Source organism: Virgibacillus proomii, from assembly GCF_900162615.1.
GTDB lineage: Bacteria > Bacillota > Bacilli > Bacillales > Amphibacillaceae > Virgibacillus > Virgibacillus proomii.
In genome coordinates this window covers 1,545,821-1,565,868 of record NZ_FUFN01000010.1, presented here as the reverse complement: position 1 = coordinate 1,565,868, position 20,048 = coordinate 1,545,821, and the positions used below count along the sequence as shown (strand labels likewise).

The window sequence follows — 20,048 nt, the reverse complement described above, 5'->3', positions numbered from 1 at the left end:
TTAAGCACCCTTTCTTCCCATTGGATTTAATTCTCCACGTTTATTAAAGTTAAAGCTATCAAAGCGGTATTTACAATATAAAATAACTAATTGCTCAGGGAGAACAAACATCATAGTAGGAAACAGTAGTATGCAAACTGTTGCCATTATTGTATCTTCAAGATCATATAGTCCAAATAGACTGATTAAATATTGTAAAATAAAAAGCGTTCCTATACTTCCTACTATAATTATTGGTAAATAAGATTTTATACCTGTTTCATACTTAGACCTTAGTTTATCCTTAGATGATCCCTTTCGATAATGTCCTTTTTTAAGCAAGACATAAAAACGAATAGAAGTTACTATGAATACTAGGAAGCCAAACAATAACGTAATCAACGTAAAATTAATAAGTGGGGCTATCGTTATTGAACTCTTGGTACCTATAACAAACAATCCGCTAAGGTAGAAGAATGCACCAAATAGATTTTGAGAGATTAAAATCGATATTAAGTATTGCATTTTCTGTCCCTTTATATATACTTTTGGAATTGCATAGATAATGGATAATACAATTAATAATCCAGTAATAAATAAATGAAAGTAAAACAAATTCTCTTTAAAAGGAAATATTGAGTCATCTGCAGCTACAACATATGTTAAAAAAAACATTAGCGCCTGTAAAAAAACAGACAAAATAAACATAGCTGAAAAATTGGATGGACTTTGTCTTCCTGACTCTAAAGGACCTCTTAATACTGCAAAGTCTTCTTCTTTAAATTTTTTCAATATTCTTTTCCCTCCAAATAGTAAATTAGTTAAACCAATTTTTCACTTTTCTAAATGCACTCTTAGTATAGTCCATAACTGATTTCTCACTTTTTCCAAACTTTTTGTTTAAAAGCCAATTTGCTCCTACTCCAGCTACAACACCTATTGCCGTGCCAACACCTGGTATTGGTATAAATGCTGTTCCTGCAGCAGTAAGTCCAGCTTGTACAGCTCCACCTACTGCTACATCCACAGTGGTATCAACTGCTGCTCTGCTATGGGCTTTCTTTCCACTCAAACCATCTGCACGTGCATCATGATAATTACTATAATAACTTAACCCACCACCTATAGGACCTAGCGATTTTGTCAAACCCTTTGGCCCACTTTTTACAATATCTTTTGCATCCACGGTGTCTCTTAAGGCATTTGCTGCTCCTTTTCCCGCTGCCTTTCCTACCGTTTTGGTTTTTTCCCACTTCGTGGCCTTATCATTCCATGCTTCCATTGCTGGATGTTTATAAATGACTTCAGTACCTGTTCGAGACCAGACTTGCTTCCCCGTTTTCTTATCATAATAGTTAATTGGAGTATTTCTCTGATACTTTAATTTTGTTTGCTCGCTCCAATGAGATTTTGGAATACCGCTCTTTTTCTTTTGATTAAAAGCCTTTCTTGCGTGCGTATCAGGAGTTACACCAAGCGCTCTTAATGCATTTTCTGTAGCGTTGATACGATATTGAAGTTTTCCATTTTTTGTATATTCAGTCACACTTAACCCTTGATTTTGCGCTGCCTTTGCTATAGCATGACTCGACGTTAATCCAGTAGCTAATGTTTTTGTTTTCCCTATAACTGATACCACTTGCTTTAACGCAAGTACTTCTTTTTTTGCTGTACCACTTTTATAATCGTTAAATCTTGCCTCTCCTTTTTCAGTACCAGCAGCATTTAATACTTTTTCAATATGGTGTAGAAAGTCTTTTGTACCTGAAACTCTAATTTTCCCTTCATTAGTAAATGAGTTGAGATTTTTTTCAAGTTCGTTAATACTCTGTACTGTTTCCCTATACGCATTAGTCACACTATAAAAACTCGGAATGTTTATAGGACAAATATCACTTACTCTTTGAATCGTTCTTTGAATTGAAATATGGTTATTATTGATTTTTTTATATATTACATCATTTTCTCTATCTATTTCTATTAAATAATTGGATTCTATTTTAGCAGAATCACTTGAATCGACATTACCAAAAAAAGCGTCAATATGATCATTTAAATTCACTTGTATGTCTAGAAAAATTTCTTGAAATTTGTCTATTAATGTAAGATGACAGTCTTTAAAATAGGCTTTAGCAGCATTTGCAGTTTTTCCTGAAAAAGAATCCATTGCATTAAACTTTTTAACATTAGCTTGCAATCTATCTAAGGATGATTTAATATTTGAAACTGTACTTTCTAATTCATCAGAAAGTGTTATGACTTCTGTTATATCAACCCTGTAACTCATTATAAACCTCCTTAACTGTAATTATTTTAGATCACTATATTGTAATTTTTGTGATTGGCGTTCATCATTCTCCCGCATCTGTTCACCGACATGTTTTAAAGTATAGATATCTTCTATTAATAACTGTTTATATCTTTCTAATAATTCAACGCCTTTAATGATATTCTCTAAGTCATTAATAAAAGGCTTTATATTTGTTTTTTTAAAAGTACGATTTGTTTTAATACCTGTTTTTAGGCTGGTAGCAGTTTCTCTTATTTTTTCAATATTTGACCTAAAAACATCCATATTTATGCTAACTTCTTTACTCATGAATTATTCCACCTTTACATGACTGATTTTGTACTCAATAGAACTTAGGGTTGACTGAAGATTATTTAAACCATTAATGTATGCTGCTTTACTATCCTCTAATCTCCTTATTGTATCTTCAATGTCTTCTTTTGCATTAATCGTGTCACCCAAAAACGATTTTACACTATCTCTGTATGCATCATACTTATTTAGAAATTTAGTTTCATTCGTTCCAGACCACCGATTGTTTTCAATTGATAAACTATCTACTTGTCGCTTATTTGATTCAAGCTCTGAAATGCTTTTTTGTAGATTAGTAGAAGCTGCCCGCAATCTACTAATCTTATCTGCTAGTATAATAATTTGTTCTTTGGAATTACTTATCCCCTTTAAAACCGTTGATCGTTGCTGACGTAGAAGACTTAATGATGTACTCATCCCCCACTCCCCTTTATTCCGGTATTTTCAATTTTACATGTTGATGATCCATGGTTAGATAGCATTCAAATGGATTTGGGTATTTTTCTTGCCTAATAAACGGCTGCTTAAATATATCCTGATCCCCAAGTCGCATACTCAATAATCCAACAGTGGATTGAGTTCGTATATATTTCGGTACTTGTTCAAAGCTCAGTCCAATATAATTGTAATCCCCTATTAGTATAAAGTGGATGCCTGCTTTTTTTCCTTGCTCCAACATGATTGTCATTTCATCCACATCTAGTTCACTGCGATCACAAAAATCTTTTACATTGGAAAGTAGAATCAGCCATTTCCTCGCAGGATTTTGTTGTTGGATACGCATATTTATTTCGGCAATGACATCATTTTTAACCGCAACAATTCCTTCTTGCTCAGAAATATATGCATTTAGTGTTTTTCCAATTTCAGATAGTTGTTGATCTGCTGTATCTATCAACATGGTTTGGTAATCGCCTGATAAAAGCGAAACATTTTTTGCTAATGATTGTTTCATTCTATCCAATCCATCTTGTCGATCACTTACGACAATTAGATGCCCCTGTTGAATGGGGTCAAAGGCGACTGGCTGCACTTCTTCAAATTCCAAGCCTAAAGGCAGTAACTGCTGCCTAATTAATCCTTTTGTCATTCGATTATTCTTGAATTTCTCAAAGTCAACTACTCCCTCTGGCACCATCGGAATTTCATCCGGCAAATCTCCATCCCAATATGACTCCATCTCTTTTGCAGTCGTTTGAATCGAGTTAATAATTTCTAGTGTTTCTTTACCTTCTGCAGGAAGCATCGTTTGGAATAAGGTGGGTTCTTCCAATTTGATAAGTCCTCTACCGGCAATTTCTTCAATTTCAATGTCTGTTCTGCCGACAATAGCACGTGCTTCTGTCTGTTCAATTAAGTACAGGGCAATTTGCGTTTTAATATTGGACAGCAATGGCATGCGCATTGCACTTTGTCGGCCGGCACTAATTGCTAAGTGGATCCCAACGCTTGCACCTTCTCTGGCAATTTGGGTAATCAGCTTCTCAAATTCATCGGAAAATTCAGCCTCACGAACTGAATCATAGTTGTCAATGACGATTAAAATACTCGGTACGGTCTCTTCACTAGCCCTTTCATACATATCCATACTGGCGACACCATAATTACTTAGCTTTTGTTTGCGCTCCTTCATATTACTTGATAAGAGGCGCATAAACTTGCCAATTTTTTCTTCTTCATCTACCAGAATCGTATCAGCAACATGAGGAATCGCCTTTAACGGCAATAAACCGTTTGTACCAAAATCCAATAAATATACATGTAAGTGTTCTGGATGATGTTGTTGAACTAGATTCATGACTACCGTTTGTAGAAATGTTGATTTCCCATATCCAGGACTTGCAAAAATTGCTAGATGTCCGCTTCTCGTTAAATCTAATGTTAATCGTGTTTGGGATTGCAGTTCAGGTTGATCCAAAAGTCCTAACGTAACTACTAGCGGTTTCTTTGCTTCTTCTTTCCATGCTGTTTTATAATCTAAATCTTGTATTTCTTTTGGCGGAATACGCTCAGGTAATGGTGGCAACCACGGTCTTGCCAGTGGCTCAATCTGACATTTTTCTGTGTAATCAGCAATATAATCGATAACCGCTTCCAGTTCCGTTGGCTTTTTCTCAACATCTTTTTTATGTGCTAAACCGCTTAAATCCTCTGTGAGAATATCATATTGACCAAGATCATTAATCGCGTAAATCGTTGTATCCACAAATTCATGATCATCTTTATCAGGCACGTAATCTGCACCACTCCATGCACTTTGAAATAACTCGTAAATTTCATTGTTTCCTACCTGCAAGTAGGCACGCCCCGGTAACGTAATCTCAGCAGCATCGGGTGTTTTTAAAATTTCATTGGAATCACTTGCATTTTGCACCTTTAATGCTAATTTGAATTTGGAGTTCGACCAGATTTGATCATCCACAACACCACTTGGCTTTTGCGTTGCAAGAATAAGATGGATACCAAGTGAACGACCGATTCTTGCTGTTGAAACGAGTTCTTTCATAAAATCCGGCTGCTCTGACTTCAACTCAGCAAATTCATCTGCAATCAAAAATAAATGTGGCATTGGCTCGCTAGCTTTTCCTTGCTTATGCAACTTTTGATATTGATTAATATGATTAACATTATGCTCACTGAACAGTCGCTGTCTTTTTTGTAATTCTGCTTTAATGGAAGCAAGAGCACGCATGGATTGTACCTTATCTAAGTTAGTAATAGTACCGAGTAAATGCGGCATATGCTTAAATAAATTCGCCATTCCTCCGCCCTTATAGTCAATAAGTAGAAAAGCGACTTCATGTGGGTGAAAGTTGACCCCGAGTGAGAGAATATAAGATTGAATAATTTCTGATTTACCGGAACCTGTCGTACCCGCAACGAGCCCATGTGGTCCGTGGGCTTTTTCGTGTAAGTTTAACTGCACGATATCATCTTTTCCGCGTAATCCGAGCGGAACAGCAAGGCTCTTATATGTTTCATTTGCCCTCCAGCGTTGTTCAATAGCTAACTCGTTTACTTTTTCTACCCCATACATTTCCAAAAAGGTTACTTTTTCCGGTATCGAGTTTTTTAAGTTCTGTAAATGGTTGATAGGTGCTAAAGCACGAGTAATATCTTCTTTATGAAAGCCATCTGGATAATGATCGAGATGAAACTTTTTATTAACTAATTCGCCTTCTTCCAGTAAAATATTCCCGTGTTTTGCATCTCGGATATCAATAACTGTTTTTACATGCTCTGGGAGGGCCTGCATGACGTCTTGAACAAACACTAAAGATACACCTAATTCACTTGGATCTTCATTGAAAAACTCCATTATGATATGATCAATGATCATCTTCTCATCCGTTATCAAAATGACAAAATGTGGTGAAAAATAAAGTTTCTCATTTTTATTACTTTTTTCTTCTATCGTTTGCCGGCGTTCTTTTAGTATTTGATACAAGGAATAAAGGACCTGGTCACGTGAACGTTCATGATAAACAAAACCGCGCACATTGACATCTCGTAAACTAGCATGTGGCAGCCATCGCATCCAATCCCATTCTTGTTTTTCTTCTTCCGGAAAAATCGTAATAAATTGCATATCATGATAGCTGTGAAATAATGCGATTTGGGTAACTAATAGCTGCAATTGTTCCAATACAAGCGGACGGTGGCCGATATATCCGACAGGTCCTTTTGTTAAAGAAGTAACGACCGGAACATTTTCAATCTCTTGATATTGAGATAAAAGTTCTCTTGCTTGATCAATAAGTTCATCTTTCTCCTGAGAGAATTCTTCATCATTAAAATCAATTTCAAAGCTGGATTTAACGGTACCTAATCCAGCACGAAAATGAAGAAAATCATGTTGATACATTGTTTTTTCATAAATTCTTGCCTCTACTTCTACAGCCATATCACGGATTGTCTCTACATCCGGATAGTGGTAAAACAGGGCATGTCGCTGCTCCTCACTTATCTGATGCAGTTCTTTTGTTTTTCTTTGCAAGTATGCTTTATACGTCTCATTCCGATGCTTCATGTCTTCTTTATATTTTTTGACGTTTTTTATATAAGAAGTAATGGAAAATATAATGGTCACAATCGTCATGGACAACATTACTATTATGTAAATCCCTCTAGGCTGAATAAGTGAAATCACCACAAGTGCAGCAACCATGACAAGTGGTGGAACAATCGTGCGCGCCAATTGCTCACTAGGTTTAGAAGGTTTATTAGCTGGCTTTGCAATTGTGCGCCCCTCCTCAGGCTCCCGGTAAATAATCCGTGGTGAACGATGATAATCAGGGTATTCACCACTGTAAGGAGTACTCACTTCCACCAGCTCTACTAATCTACTCTCTAACTTTTGATTTGCCGTCATTACCTGTAGTTCATTTTCACCAATAAAAACTACTGTTCCATCTACAAACAACTGATCTCCCGGAGTAAGCACAGCATGGCCATGAACACGCTGAAAATTATGAAACACATTTCCCAGTTGATCCTCTAACATAAAGGTAATCCCATCTTTTTGCCTGTTCACAACAAAATCTGCCGATGTATGTTCCAACATAATATCGTCATATTCGTTGCTTCCTAACGTAATCGTATCTCTTCCTGCAATATCAAAAACAAACAACATATCCTGATGAATAAAATAAAAGTCCATTGGTTTGTCATTTATATCAATGGTCGTATGTTTATCAAGTCTTTTCCCATCGATAAATCCATTTGCTCCATCCCAATTTATAGTAAGTAATTGATTCAAATCAGGAAATGTAATGCTATGAGACCACTCGCTTCCAATGGTTATATCACTAGCCTCTTCTGCTAAATGGCATTTATGCAATTGATTATTATAAGTGACCATAAGTGATTTCTGTGCCATCTTTTTCTCCCTCTCTAAACCGTTGCAATTAGTTCGCAATTTTACTATTTTTCTTCCTTTTTATCATCCTGAATTCTATCTTTTTCCGCATCCTTCTCTTTATCTTTTTCTTTCGTATTATTTGTGCTTTCTTCATTTGCCGTATCTGAATCAGGAGTTTCATCTTTTGCTTCTACATTTGTATCTACTTCTTCTTCTGTAATTGGTAAACTATCTGCTTCTTCATCTTGCAGGTTGTAATCTTCTCGATATTGATCTAATTCATCCTGTAATTTCTTAACTTCTTCTTCTCGCTCTGACCCGGTCAAATCAGGATTATTTTTAACTTGCTCTATTTTTTTAATTAGTCCATATATAATCAATTGAGGATCATCAAGATATTTAGCCTTATCAATGGAAGTTTCAAATTCTCCTCTGCCATTGTAAATCCAATAAAGTAAATAATCCGGATCACTTTTTAAGCTGACATTTTTTAAAATCACTTCTTTTTCATTATCCGACAAATTTTCGACATTAATATAAGAATCCGCCAAAATATATTTCGTCTGGTTTGGCAACGCTTCTGGATCCTCTTCCTCCAACGTAGAAATAACCTCTCCATAAGCTGATGCCAGATATTCTCCATGTGCCTTCAAAAGATTATTCTGATATGGTGTTTTGATCAATCCATAATAAATAACAGGGACAGCTAAGAGTACGGAAACGATAATCATAATGATAGCAAGCTGTTTAAAAAGGCGAAAGCGTTTCTTTGGAACGATTTCCATTGTTCTTTCTGTTTTGCGTTGCTCTTCTTCATAGCTTTTGTGTAGATAATCAATGAGTTGCGCTAAATCTTCCATCTCACTAACTTGGCGTTGAAAATCTGTATCCTTAGCATTTTGTAATGAGCCGTGATAAAGCTGATCAAAATTATATTTTTTGGAAAATAATGCAATGATAAAACACTGAAATTGTTTAAAAAACGTTTCTTCTGTCATTTCATAAGGTGGTACCAGTTTTCGAATTCCTCTGTAAATAACACACGGCATGAAATTGTCATCAAATACAAGGTTATCGGGATGAAGAAAGAACGTTATCCTTGTATGTAAATAACGCTGTAGCTTTGTCATATTACATAGTAATCGTAGTTTTTCATTTCTATGTAAAGCTACCAATTGGTTCCATTTCTTCATTCTCGGTTCTAACGTAAACGAAAAATGATAGGAATCCTCCTCCTCTGTAATAGCTAGCGGAGCAAAAAAATCAGATGGATGAAGCATTAAATCCATTTGCCGAATATTTTTGACTGCGGTTTGAGATTTAGGTAAACTCATTCGCCAGTTCTCTTTTTCGATTTCAAATTGCAGTGTCAGCTTTTCAAATTGTATCGTTTTTTCCTTCATATCTTATGACTCCTTTACCTGCTTTCACAGCCATCTTTTTGTTTTCCAATATTAAAGGTTGTTCAAAAAGTATGACAATCGAATTTCTTCCGCGTTGGAACGAATAAAATTAGTTCTTCAACGTAGTTAAAAATTTTTAAGTTCTAAGTATACGTGCAACTAGGCTATCGTCTGCGCTTCGCTTGCTGCTAGCCAAGTTTTCTTTATTGGCTCGTTTCTCCGCTCCTTGGAAAGCAAACTGCTTTTGCGCTGGAATGGGTTTTCGAGGAAGTCGTCCTATTACTCATGAATTTACCAAAAGACCTTCTACTAAAAGCAACCACGTCCTGTGGGGAACATAGAAGTCAGTACGTCCTGTACAAGCGCTACTCGAAACTTCGCCATCTCCAACTTCTTGGCCCTATTTACCCCCTTTTTGAATACACTAATAGTAATATATGTATAGAAGGGCGAATTGCCCTAATTCGAAGCGATAACTATAGATAAAGTGAAACTTCATTCCGTAGAAGTTTTCTTCCATCCTCTACTGATACAAGTAGAACAAAGGTTTTATTTCGCGTGGTGATGGGTCTAGTGTCGAAGCATACTTTGTGGGAAAAGATCGCAATGTATCACTAACGAAGTTTTCCTTATCCTTGAGAAAACGCGATGTATTGCTATCGTAGCTTTCCTAGTCCTTGAAAACCCGCGATGCCTATTCAAGTAGTCTATCTATTCCTGTAAGTCGAATAGGAATTTAGATACCGTTGATATTCCCTTAGAGAATTCTTCGTTCCCCTACAACTCTTGAAGAGGGAGGCTTACGGCACCTTACATGCGGGATAAATATCGGTACTTGGTTATAAAACGAGTAAGATATCTCCATCTGTAACAGGGTAGTCTGCTATAAAATCATCATCAGCAATTAATAGATTTTTCGTTATCACTTTAATTGCAAAACGTTCACTTTTTTTCTCGGAAAGATTTAATGTATCCATCACATAGTAGAGTAATTGTTTTACCGATAATTGAATGGGGATACGAAGATCATATTTTCCGCCCCCATCTACTGCTTTACTAAAATCCATCGTTACATTGATATGTGTCTCTTTTGCCATCAACCAATTCTCCTAATTCAGCATTTTTTGCATCATGAAGTACAATCCTGTACTTAAAAGAAGAGCTACCCCTGCTAACGCAATTAACCATGTATTCCCGGATTCTGAAGCCGGCCCTTCTTCCGGCTCATTTACATCCGCTGCTTGTTTGCTAGTTGCAACATAATCATTGGTAAACAATGAGTCCTTTGTCACTTGTAATGTTTTATTTGGCTCGGCATCCATCTTGAACAGCATATTCTCTAATTCTTCCATCGATTGCTTTTTTTCGGCAGCTTGTCTATTAATTTCCTTCGTCGTTTCTTCAGTAAATAAAGTTGGAAATACTTTGTCCAGTTCTGTTTCCTGATTAGAAGTTCTTTCTGATTCATCTTTCATAATGCGATCGATTTTCATTTCCAAATTTCCTTTATTTGAAGCAGTTGCTGCTGATGTTCCAAAGAAGGAAAACACCAGCAGACTTATGGAGATAATAAAGATGACTCTAACTGGCTTCGGTTTCACTTTCATCGTTTGTATCTCCCTTTCTTTCTAAGCGATGTACTACTAGTAGATTCGCTAAAGCACCTAAAATAATTAATCCGATAATCAGTAGAATAGACGCTTGATAATTGGCTTCCCCGAGTACCACATTCCATAATAGTGTTTCTAAATATTGAAGTGGGGAGAAGTCTTTTAAATAGTCCATTCCTTTAATTCCTGCACCGAACGCATTGGTAAAGAACAGGTACATACTAAGCACCATCAGCAGAAGAAACATACCGAACATTTTTAACTGTCTTAATAGATAAGTAGCAATGAGTAACATTCCGGTAATCAATAAGACGATCAAACCTGTAAGCATTAACATACCGTCATCGGTTATCTTCATCGTATAGCTTGACACAACTCCAATTACAATTCCCTCTAACACACCAATTCCTGCAGTTATCAACGTGATCGGTGTATTTTTATTAATGAGTGATTTTTCGCTAGAGAATGGATCCTCTTCTGCTTTTTTCTGATTGATCGTTGAGATAACATAAGCAGTAAATAAGACAACGATAAAGCAGATTAAGACTAAGAAATAAGGTGTAAATGTATCATCGGAAGAAGTTATTGTTCCTTCACTGCTTGTTTGGACTGGATTGGATAAAAAGTCATACAGATCTTCATTTGGTCGATCTCCAGTCCGGCTATTTGCCAATACACTAGTAAAGTTCTTCGCAAACTCCTGATCTTCCAATAATTTCTTCGTCATATCAACCGATAATTCTTCTACTTGGCTAACAATATCTTTTCCACTTTTCTGGATTGCTTCAGCCTGTTTATCAATGCTGTCAAATGTGTCATATACGATGTCTGATTCCGTCACATTTCCCTGTGCTTGTTCAGCTAATGATTGACTAGCTGTTAATAATGGTTGGAATTCACTATCCAATGAAACAAGAGCAGTTTGTTCTTCTTCTGCACTTGCCTGAATTTGTTCTTGTGCCTTTACTAAATTCAAACTGTTCTTCCGCCAATTGTCTACATCTTCTAGTGTTGCAGCAAGAGTTTCATTAAGTGCTGCGGCTTCACCAGCAGTTTTTTCAACTCGATTAACCAATTGATCTGCATTTTCCCTAGCAAACTGAACTTGTTGTTGATACGTTTCTATTTGTTTTTGCAGGCTTGCCCAAGGTGTGCGAATTTGTTTGGCTACTTCATCACTAATTTGTAAAACGATATAGTCTTTTATTAAGCCAGGAATATCTTTTTTATTAAAGAGATAATACAACGAATCTTCAGTAGCTAAATCTTTTAATAAATTACCTTTTATTTGTTCCGGTAAATTGGAGCTACTCATATTTAAGCCAAAATAACTTTCATAAGACGAAAATAATTTTTGGTAAGGTGTTACCGTATTCGTTACAGCTCTAATTAATTTATTTGTTGCTTTATCCATTCCTTCCATTGGTGTCATAATTTCATGGTTAATGCGGTTATTAATAATCTTAATTCTTTTGATTGCCGGCTTAAGTTCTTCAAGCGGCACACTATCTTCTTCGTCCGTTGGCTTCTCTTCATTTGGCTCATCTGTTCCTGTTTCATCAGGGTTGCCATCACCACCAGGATTTTCTCCGTCTTTGCTTTCACCAGTTTCAGTTCTGCTTTCTCCCCCATCACCTGGTTGTGTTGGTTCTTTTTCTGGTGTTGGCTTTTGCTCTGTTGTTTTCTTATCTCCAGCTTGAGTTTTCGTTTTATCTTGCTTTTGTTCTTTAGTTGCTTCAACCTTTACATTTGCAACAAGAGGTGTTTCCGCTGTTTCAATTTGTGCCGTTTCCGGAACATCTACATTTTCAATATCTTTTTGATGCAATTTCCAACCCCAAGGAATTGGCTTGAAAATGTCTACTTTTGACTTCTTATCAAGCAAACGAAGTGTAACCTGAACGGTAAATATACCTTCTTCATTTGCTGGAAGAATAATTTCACCGTCCTGGTATTGTTTTGTATAATCCACATCACCAATACCAGGAATCGTCAATTTTAAGTTTTCTACCTTATATTTTTCAAGAATGTGCTTTGGTATTTTTAATTTAAATGTTTGCGCTGATTTTTTATTTTTCGGCAACTTTACGGAGTCAGACATGGTCATCCCTGAAGTATGCAATTTTTCCTTTAGTTGATTGATCTGATATGATAATAACTTCGTTGGGTCGCCACCCGGTTTAAGATTTTCATTTGCACCAAGTCCCTCTTCCCCCATATATTTTTTTGTTACCGCAATAACATTCCTAATCTCTTTAACTGTATGCTTTGGCAGACCTACTTCTTCAAAGTCATCCATATTCAGTGAAGGCAACCGTCTTATTTGCTTATGAATATAATTTTTTGCATTTGCTGCCGGTTTTTGTAAAAGCATATTTACCAATTTATCATCTTTACGTAACACATTGGCAAGAAGACCGTCTAATCGATCTGAAATTACGCCGGTAAAACCACCCGAATAATCTGGACTTATTCTTCTTTCAATATCGCTATACGTTTTCTGTACTTGAGCTAATGAGTCGTCCAAATATTTCTTTAGCGTATCTGCTCCTGTTGCAATATTTGCTCCACTGCTTTTCCTGTACACTACTGACTTTACTGGCGGCTCAATTTCTACCATACCGCTATTTTTTAGCTGGTCATTAATTCGGGTGTTAGCAAGCTGTAATCTTTCCAATTGCTGTTCTACATCCTGCTGCTTTAACGATCCATCAAATTCATTTAATGTTTGATAGAATTCGAGTAATTGTACTCCGTTTTGTTCTTTTAATTTTGAAACATCGCCCAATGTAGATAAATAGTTTTCATCGAGTTTAGCATCATCCATTAATTGCTTTTGGAACATATTCATTAATTCTTGAAAATTACCAAAACTTTCTTTTGATAAATTAGTACTATCCTTAATGGTGCTAAACTGATTGGTATAATTTCCTAATGGATCAGACACTTCATTATTAAGTTTATGTGTATAAATCGCTTGCTTTTTAATAATTTCACCAATGTTGTCTTGGGCACCTTGCAGGTTACCAACGATACTGGCAAAGTAAACATCAATGATTCGGCGATTAAAATTATTTAACACGTTGCTTGCCGTTTTTTCAGCTTCTGCTGTTACATGCTCATTGTCAGAAGCGTTGATTTTATAATTTAGCACAACTGGTTCCGGTGATGGCTCATCAATAGCAAGAGCCTTCTCTGTAAAGTCATTGGGAATAACGATCATCATGTCATATGTACTACGTTTTAAGCCGCTCTCCGCTACCCCACGACTTACAACAAACCAATCATGCTCATTATCATTGTTTACGCTTTGAACAAATGCATCACCAAAAGCTAAATCGTCGCCATGTAACGTTGCCCCCTTGTCTTCATTAACAAGAGCAATTGACATTTTTTTCATATCTTTTGCTTCTTTCGTGCTTTCTGTTTGCTCTTGTTGATTTAAGGCGAGATAAGATAAACTCGAGGCAAGTACAATGATTAACAACAAAAACAGGAACCACCGTTTATCTAACTTTTTCATAAAAACAGCTCCTAGAATTGCATTAATAATTTGTTTTAAAACTATTAGCGGATATTCAAAAAATCAGGTTAAAATATGTGTCGAATTTTAACGCACGTTAGAACATATAAAATTTTGGCGTTGCAGTTCATTCAATGTAGTTGAAAATTTTTAAGTTCTATGTATACGTGCAACTAGGCTACATCTGCGCTTCGCTTGCTGCTAGCCAAGTTTTCTTTATTGACTTGGTTTTTCCGTTCCTTGGAAAGGGAAGACGCTTTTTCTTCGTAGAGTAGTTTTTCGAGGAAGCCACCCCCATGCTCATGCATTTACTAAAGGATCTTCTACTAAAAAGCGCCCATGTCCTTTGATTAACGTAGAAGTCAGTACATTCTGTACAAGCGCACTACACGAAACTACGTCATCTCGAACCTTGACTCGACAGGATCAGCTATATTGGACAGAACTAGAGAAAAACGTTTACCTCGATAACCCACGATTTTTTAAAAGGTTAAGGAAACTCCGAAAACAATATCGAGAATTTTCAAGGTCTCTGCAATCTTAGCCAACCTCGGTCTTGATGATAACCTTTATGAACAGTTACTATGAAGTTATAACTCGTATTACTTTAATGGAAATAAAAGAAGTTGAAAAAAATAGCTTTCCAAAAGCTTCTTTGTATTTTGAACATTAGTTTGATTTTAAAATATTGCTAAGAACACATGAGCTGCACAACTTAAGCCGTGCAGCTCTGAACCATGAGGACACGAAATGTTGTTTTAACACATTATTTCGCCAGGTATTATCTTAGACCAAAATTTTGAGATAGTGCTTCGTCTTGTTGTGCAACAGCTTCAGCAGTCTTCGTTAATTGCATTTCAATTTCTTGCATTAACTGAGCAAAATCCTGTACCTTAGGTTTGAGTTGCCGGAATTGGTCATCAAAACGTTCAAATGCACGACCTTCCCATTCTCCGCGCAACTCCTCTTGTAAGTTAGATAAATCTCTTAATATTTGCTCAATTTGTTGAGCACTATGTCCATACCTTTTTGCTTTTGCCTGCAGCTGATCAGGCGTCATACGAATTTGTCCTGCCATTACACCATCATCTCCCTTTTTAATAAATGATTTCTGTTGAGGCGAAAAGTAAAATTTTAGTACCTCTCCTTCTTCAAGACTAATGAAGCATTTTTTCTATGTCAATTGACTTTATGTACTTTTTAGATAATTGATAACAAAGACCTACTTTTTCCATAATGTACTTTTTTCACATGATAAAAATGGGAAATATAACCTATCCTTTTGATCAGGACTTATTTCTTAGATAAGCAAAAAATATAGTTAATATTATTCTGAATATTAAAAATTAAACATCCGTATTTAAAACCCTACAGCACCTCCGATTTGAGGAATAAAACCGTCCATAAATAACGGGCAATAAACTACTGGAAAACGTAATTTTAAAGATATTCAAAGTGTATAGAAGTTTAACGTCATAGTAAAAAATGTTAATATTTAACGTATAAGTGTAAACGAAGCAGTCTTCTGCACCAAGGCTTGTCGGCCACGGTTTATATTGTCCAGGAAATGATATACATTTTATAGGAAATTTTTTGAAAATTAGCATCGCCGTCTAGCTAAAGCGCTTAGCGCCTAGCAAACTTCGATCTCCTTCCTACGATAAGTCAACAGCGGCTTGAATATAAAGGAAACCCCAACTAAAGGCGAGATAGACGCTCAAGGTCGACATATCCTGTGCAAGGGCATGTTTCCTTTATCTCGTCAGAAGCTCTCCAGTTTGTACGTCGCTAAACAAGCGCTTTCCGCTTTTGAGTCTAGCTAAAGCGCTTAGCGCCTAGCAAACTTCGATCTCCTTCCTACGATAAGTCAACAGCGGCTTGAATATAAAGGGAATCCCAACTAAAGGCGGGATGGACGCTCAAGGTCGACATATCCTGTGCAAGGAGATGTTTCCTTTATCTCGTCAGAAGCTCTCCAGTTTGTACGTCGCTAAACGAGCTCTTCTGGCTTTTATTCTCACTTAGCACACGTATACACTCTACTATTCAAAATTTCACCACTTCGAACTTCTTTTTCTTGAATGTCAGTAAGTAGCTTGCTGCCCGTTATAAAAATCATATAATAAGAACATACTTCTGTGTTAAAAATATAAATGTTACCAAAAGAAAAATGGCAATACAGCCAATGTTGCGATCGCTCCTAAAGCAACACCAAATCCAAAGCCAAATCCGTATCCATAGTAGCCAAGTCCAAAGCCACCTAGACCTCTTGTTCTTCCTAAAGGTCGTAAATATACTCTATTTGGGCTTACTCTTTCAATAATTCCCCGATGGACTCTACCACCATGTGTTCGAATTTCGACTGCTTTTCCCATGTGTCTCCTACATAAGGAATAATAATGTGATCCTGACATATGTTCACCCCCATTATCGTCAGCTACAACATCATATGTAATTATGTCCATCCTGTAAGAGACAAATGAATCAGGTAATCAGCGGAAAATCATTTGCCCAAAAAATAATAAACTGGGTTATTACCTATATCTTTTACTAGTAATAGGCATACATTGTTAATGTAAATGAACTAGAGGTGTTAATAACAACTGAAGCCGCCGTTGGTAGTTATTACTTGTAGCATTGGATTTACTTTAGTTGTAGTATTGTTTATTCTGCTAAACGTTGTACGTGCTTTTTATGTGTATTAACCTTTTATTAAAATGAGGAGGAAATTATATGGGTGGTTATGGCTTTTGTGGTTGCCCTGGATATGGGTATGGTTCAAGATGCGGTCATGGTATTGGAGGCTTTGCCTTAATCGTAGTTCTATTCATTTTACTCATTATTGTTGGAGCTTGTTGGTGCTAAATGTTCTAACTGATAACAAAGCAGGTCGTTTTACTACGACCTGCTTGAAAAATCATCTATTGCACTTTTTTTAATTTTGCTTCTATCTCTGTCATTATTTTTGCAGCTTTTTCCCAATTTCCAGCAGAAAGCTCTTTTTGATATGCCTCAAACATGCCCGCAATTTCTTGTAGAAGCTTTTCTGAATCACTTTTTGGTAGCTTTCCTTCTTCTACTTCTTGCTTTTTAGGATCTTTTTCATGGTTTTCCTTTTCTGCTCCCCGTTTTGGATCAATGTATTGAAGTATTTGATCTAATGCTTCTTCAAAGGTAGCTTCCATTACAATGTGATCTCCATATGCCATGACGATTTGTTTTACCTCAGGCAAAGACGTTTCGTTGGCAGATTCAATATAAATTGGCTCCACATATAACATCGTATCTTCAATTGGAATAGCTAACAGATTACCGCGAATTACTTCTGATCCACCTTGCGACCACAAGTTCAACTGTTGGGATATTCTACTATCTTGATTAATCCGATTTTCGATTTGCTGTGGACCATAAATATTCTTTTGTTTTGGAAATCGGTATACAACCTTTTCCCCGTAATTATCTCCGTCATTACGAACCCCCATCCAAGCAATCATATTTTGCCTTTTTTTGGGTGTATACGGCATAATTAGCATAAATTCTTCGTTATCGTATTCCGGTAGCTTCATCGTTACATAGTAAGGTTCCATTTCAATATCTTCATTATAATATTTCTCTGTAGGGAACTCCCAATAATCTTCTCGGTTATAAAATACTTCAAGGTTTTCCATATGATATGTTCCATACATTTTAGCCTGAATCGTAAATAGTTTTTCCGGGTAGCGAAAATGAGAGCGAATATCAGCAGGTATATCTTTTGTAAACAATTCTGGAAAAATATTGGCATATGTTTTCAGTAAAGGATCGTCTGCTTCAGCAATATAAAAGTTAACCTTTCCTGTATAAGCATCGACTACTACTTTTACCGAATTCCGTATATAGTTATTTTTGCCAGCATATGGCTCTGCAAATGGGTAACCATCTGTTGTAACATAGGCATCAATCAGCCATGCAAGGCTTCCATCTTCCCGTACAAAAATATATGGATCATCATCATATTGAAAAAAGGGTGCAATTCGTCTTACTCGCTCCATAATATTCCGAGTATCTAATAATTGACTATCCTTGTTAATTTGGTCAGAAATAAGCATACGAAAAGACCCTTCGTTAAGTGCAAATAACAGCCGCTTTAATCCTGTAAGCGGTATTCCGCTATCCGCCTCAAAACGAGTAGACATATTTTCCTCACCTGAAGGATAGTCAAATTCATCTACTTTACTATTTACAATTACATTATTATAATTTTCTTCCCCAAAATATATTTGCGGCTTGTTTATATCAAGCGCTCCTTCTGGTGGAATGTTTTTCACTAAATATTTCGGTTGCCCTTGCTTCGTTATTTTATTTACCTGACTCATTGCAATCCCATAACCATGTGTATAACGAAGCTTTTCATTTACCCACGTTTTTGCTTGGGATGGAAGCTTAACCGTGTTTAATTCCCTTGCACCGATAAATACTTGCTGGTATGCTCCATCAATCATATAACGATCAATATCTATATTCTGGAACTGATAATATGTCCTAAATGTTTGTAATTGATTATAAATCTCCAGTAACGGCCTCGAATCATTAATTCTTACATTATCTAGCGTCAGCTTATTTCTTGTCAACATCTCTTGATTAAGGGTTTCGCTTGCAAGATGCTCCTTCTCTTTTACCTCATCCAATTGATACGCCGCTCTTGTATAATTCAAGTTATGTTTTAAATACGGGGCTTCCTTGGAAAATTCATTTGGCGAAACGATAAATTGCTGCACACCTACAGAAACAAATTGGGCAGTAATGACAAAGATCACGTACATAACAATTGGAAAGATCATGCGATAATATCTTTTCCGATAAAGCTCGATAATCATCCAAATAGACCCCAATAATGCCACGCCAGCTAAGATATAAGCAGCGGGAATATTTACGAATCTATCGGTGTAACTTAAGCCATGAACGACGCTTTCCTGAAACATGTTTACTTTATTTGTTAATAAGGTATGGAATGGCTGAATAGTATGTAAAACTGCTAAAAGCAGACCAATGATTGCTAAAGTAATGCCCATATGAAGCTGGGCAAGTCGACTCTTTTGATAAAGCTGGAAAAACGAATAAAAGCTTATTTCAATTACAAGATAGAAAAGACTTAAACCTAGCAATACGGAAATACCAATCTCAAGCATCGGTAAAATGAACATATAGAATGATAGATCCATCTTAAAAAACGGATCGGAAATCCCAAAAGACGAATGGTGGATTGCCTTTAACAGCGGCTCCCAACCTATGCCCTGAACAATCATACTACCGACCGTACCGACTAAAAAGGAAATTCCAAATAATAGCAATCTGCTCTTTTTATGATTATTTATCAAAGCTGGTAAACGTTCATCATGAAAATAAGCAAGATATGTTTTTCTAATCCATGCCAGCGTGAAATAAGCACTTATAAAAAAGAGAAAAAAACCAATTAAACCAAGTAATATTTTACTTTTTATAATCGTGATAAAAATACTGCCAAACTGCAATGAATCCAACCAAATATAATTAATGCCCCATCGGAAGCTCAGCAAGCCGATCATCAATAAGATAATAATACACCCGAGTGTAATAGCGAATCTATTACCAATTCGTCGCCATTTATACGACCATACTTTTTTATGATTAACCTCCAAGATGTTACCTCCTGTGTAACATTTTCTTCTATTGTAACAAACTTACTCCAGAATAGTAGTTATTACGAAATTGAGTTTTTAATCTGATTTATCAAATATTAAGTAACATTTTACGAGACAACCATTTGTTTCTTTCCAAGGATAAAAGAGAGGTTTCTATAACAGCAACATATTATATCAAAAACATAAAAAAACCAAGCGCTCTAATCGCATGTCGATTTTGCCACTTACTACTGATAGTTGCAATATAATCTCTACTGGAAATATATCCGTTTCTTTAGAAAAGCTGTAGTTTTTTTATTATAAAGCCTAAAGTTTTATAGCAAAAAAGGAAGGATGCTCGGTAAACAGCGTACAAATTGGAGAATGAATTACAACACGCGAGAGTGCTGGCGTATCGTCGGAAGGCTAGG

At 36.1% G+C, this 20,048-nt stretch carries 13 protein-coding genes; 1 reads left to right on the top strand and 12 read right to left on the bottom strand.

What is annotated here, in order from left to right; translation table 11 throughout:
* From BN1066_RS14715 to BN1066_RS14665, 11 genes are all read right to left on the bottom strand, one after another.
* Positions 1 to 771 carry a hypothetical protein gene (locus BN1066_RS14715; RefSeq protein ID WP_245799805.1) on the bottom strand — a complete coding sequence of 257 codons (771 nt, stop codon included), beginning with the start codon at positions 769 to 771 and terminating at the stop codon, positions 1 to 3.
* 25 nt (positions 772 to 796) lie between these two features.
* Positions 797 to 2,266, bottom strand: coding sequence for a T7SS effector LXG polymorphic toxin (locus tag BN1066_RS14710; RefSeq protein WP_077320207.1), 1,470 nt, complete (start codon positions 2,264 to 2,266; stop codon positions 797 to 799).
* 21 nt (positions 2,267 to 2,287) lie between these two features.
* Positions 2,288 to 2,578, bottom strand: a complete 291-nt coding sequence (locus BN1066_RS14705) for a TIGR04197 family type VII secretion effector (protein WP_077320206.1) — start codon at positions 2,576 to 2,578, stop codon at positions 2,288 to 2,290.
* A 3-nt stretch (positions 2,579 to 2,581) separates the two neighbouring features.
* On the bottom strand, positions 2,582 to 2,998 hold the full coding sequence (locus tag BN1066_RS14700; protein ID WP_077320205.1) for a YwqH-like family protein: 417 nt from the start codon (positions 2,996 to 2,998) through the stop codon (positions 2,582 to 2,584).
* 13 nt (positions 2,999 to 3,011) lie between these two features.
* On the bottom strand, positions 3,012 to 7,460 hold the full coding sequence (essC, locus tag BN1066_RS14695; protein ID WP_077320204.1) for a type VII secretion protein EssC: 4,449 nt from the start codon (positions 7,458 to 7,460) through the stop codon (positions 3,012 to 3,014).
* 44 nt (positions 7,461 to 7,504) lie between these two features.
* Positions 7,505 to 8,845: a type VII secretion protein EssB gene (gene essB, locus BN1066_RS14690; protein WP_077320203.1), complete on the bottom strand. Its 1,341-nt coding sequence runs from the start codon at positions 8,843 to 8,845 to the stop codon at positions 7,505 to 7,507.
* A gap of 839 nt (positions 8,846 to 9,684) precedes the next feature.
* Complete coding sequence (locus BN1066_RS14685; protein WP_077320202.1) at positions 9,685 to 9,942, bottom strand: EsaB/YukD family protein; 258 nt, start codon at positions 9,940 to 9,942, stop codon at positions 9,685 to 9,687.
* Positions 9,943 to 9,954: 12 nt separating this feature from the next.
* The gene (essA, locus tag BN1066_RS14680; RefSeq protein ID WP_077320201.1) at positions 9,955 to 10,452 is read right to left on the bottom strand and encodes a type VII secretion protein EssA; all 498 of its coding nucleotides are present in this window, start codon (positions 10,450 to 10,452) and stop codon (positions 9,955 to 9,957) included.
* The gene (gene esaA, locus BN1066_RS14675) at positions 10,427 to 13,978 is read right to left on the bottom strand and encodes a type VII secretion protein EsaA (RefSeq protein WP_077320200.1); all 3,552 of its coding nucleotides are present in this window, start codon (positions 13,976 to 13,978) and stop codon (positions 10,427 to 10,429) included. The genes essA and esaA overlap by 26 nt, the downstream gene beginning before the upstream one ends.
* Positions 13,979 to 14,759: 781 nt before the next feature.
* Positions 14,760 to 15,056 carry a WXG100 family type VII secretion target gene (locus BN1066_RS14670; protein ID WP_077320199.1) on the bottom strand — a complete coding sequence of 99 codons (297 nt, stop codon included), beginning with the start codon at positions 15,054 to 15,056 and terminating at the stop codon, positions 14,760 to 14,762.
* Between the two features lie 1,078 nt (positions 15,057 to 16,134).
* Positions 16,135 to 16,392 (bottom strand): hypothetical protein, encoded by a 258-nt coding sequence (locus tag BN1066_RS14665; RefSeq protein WP_077320198.1) that lies wholly within the window; start codon positions 16,390 to 16,392, stop codon positions 16,135 to 16,137.
* A gap of 319 nt (positions 16,393 to 16,711) precedes the next feature.
* On the opposite strand from BN1066_RS14665, the gene BN1066_RS14660 reads away from it, so the two are divergent.
* Entirely contained in the window at positions 16,712 to 16,843 is a 132-nt protein-coding gene (locus BN1066_RS14660) for a YjcZ family sporulation protein (protein WP_077320197.1), read from the top strand.
* Positions 16,844 to 16,899: 56 nt separating this feature from the next.
* Here BN1066_RS14660 and BN1066_RS14655 read toward each other — a convergent pair whose 3' ends face one another.
* Positions 16,900 to 19,635, bottom strand: coding sequence for a UPF0182 family membrane protein (locus BN1066_RS14655; RefSeq protein WP_245799804.1), 2,736 nt, complete (start codon positions 19,633 to 19,635; stop codon positions 16,900 to 16,902).
* Between the last annotated feature and the right edge of the window lie 413 nt (positions 19,636 to 20,048).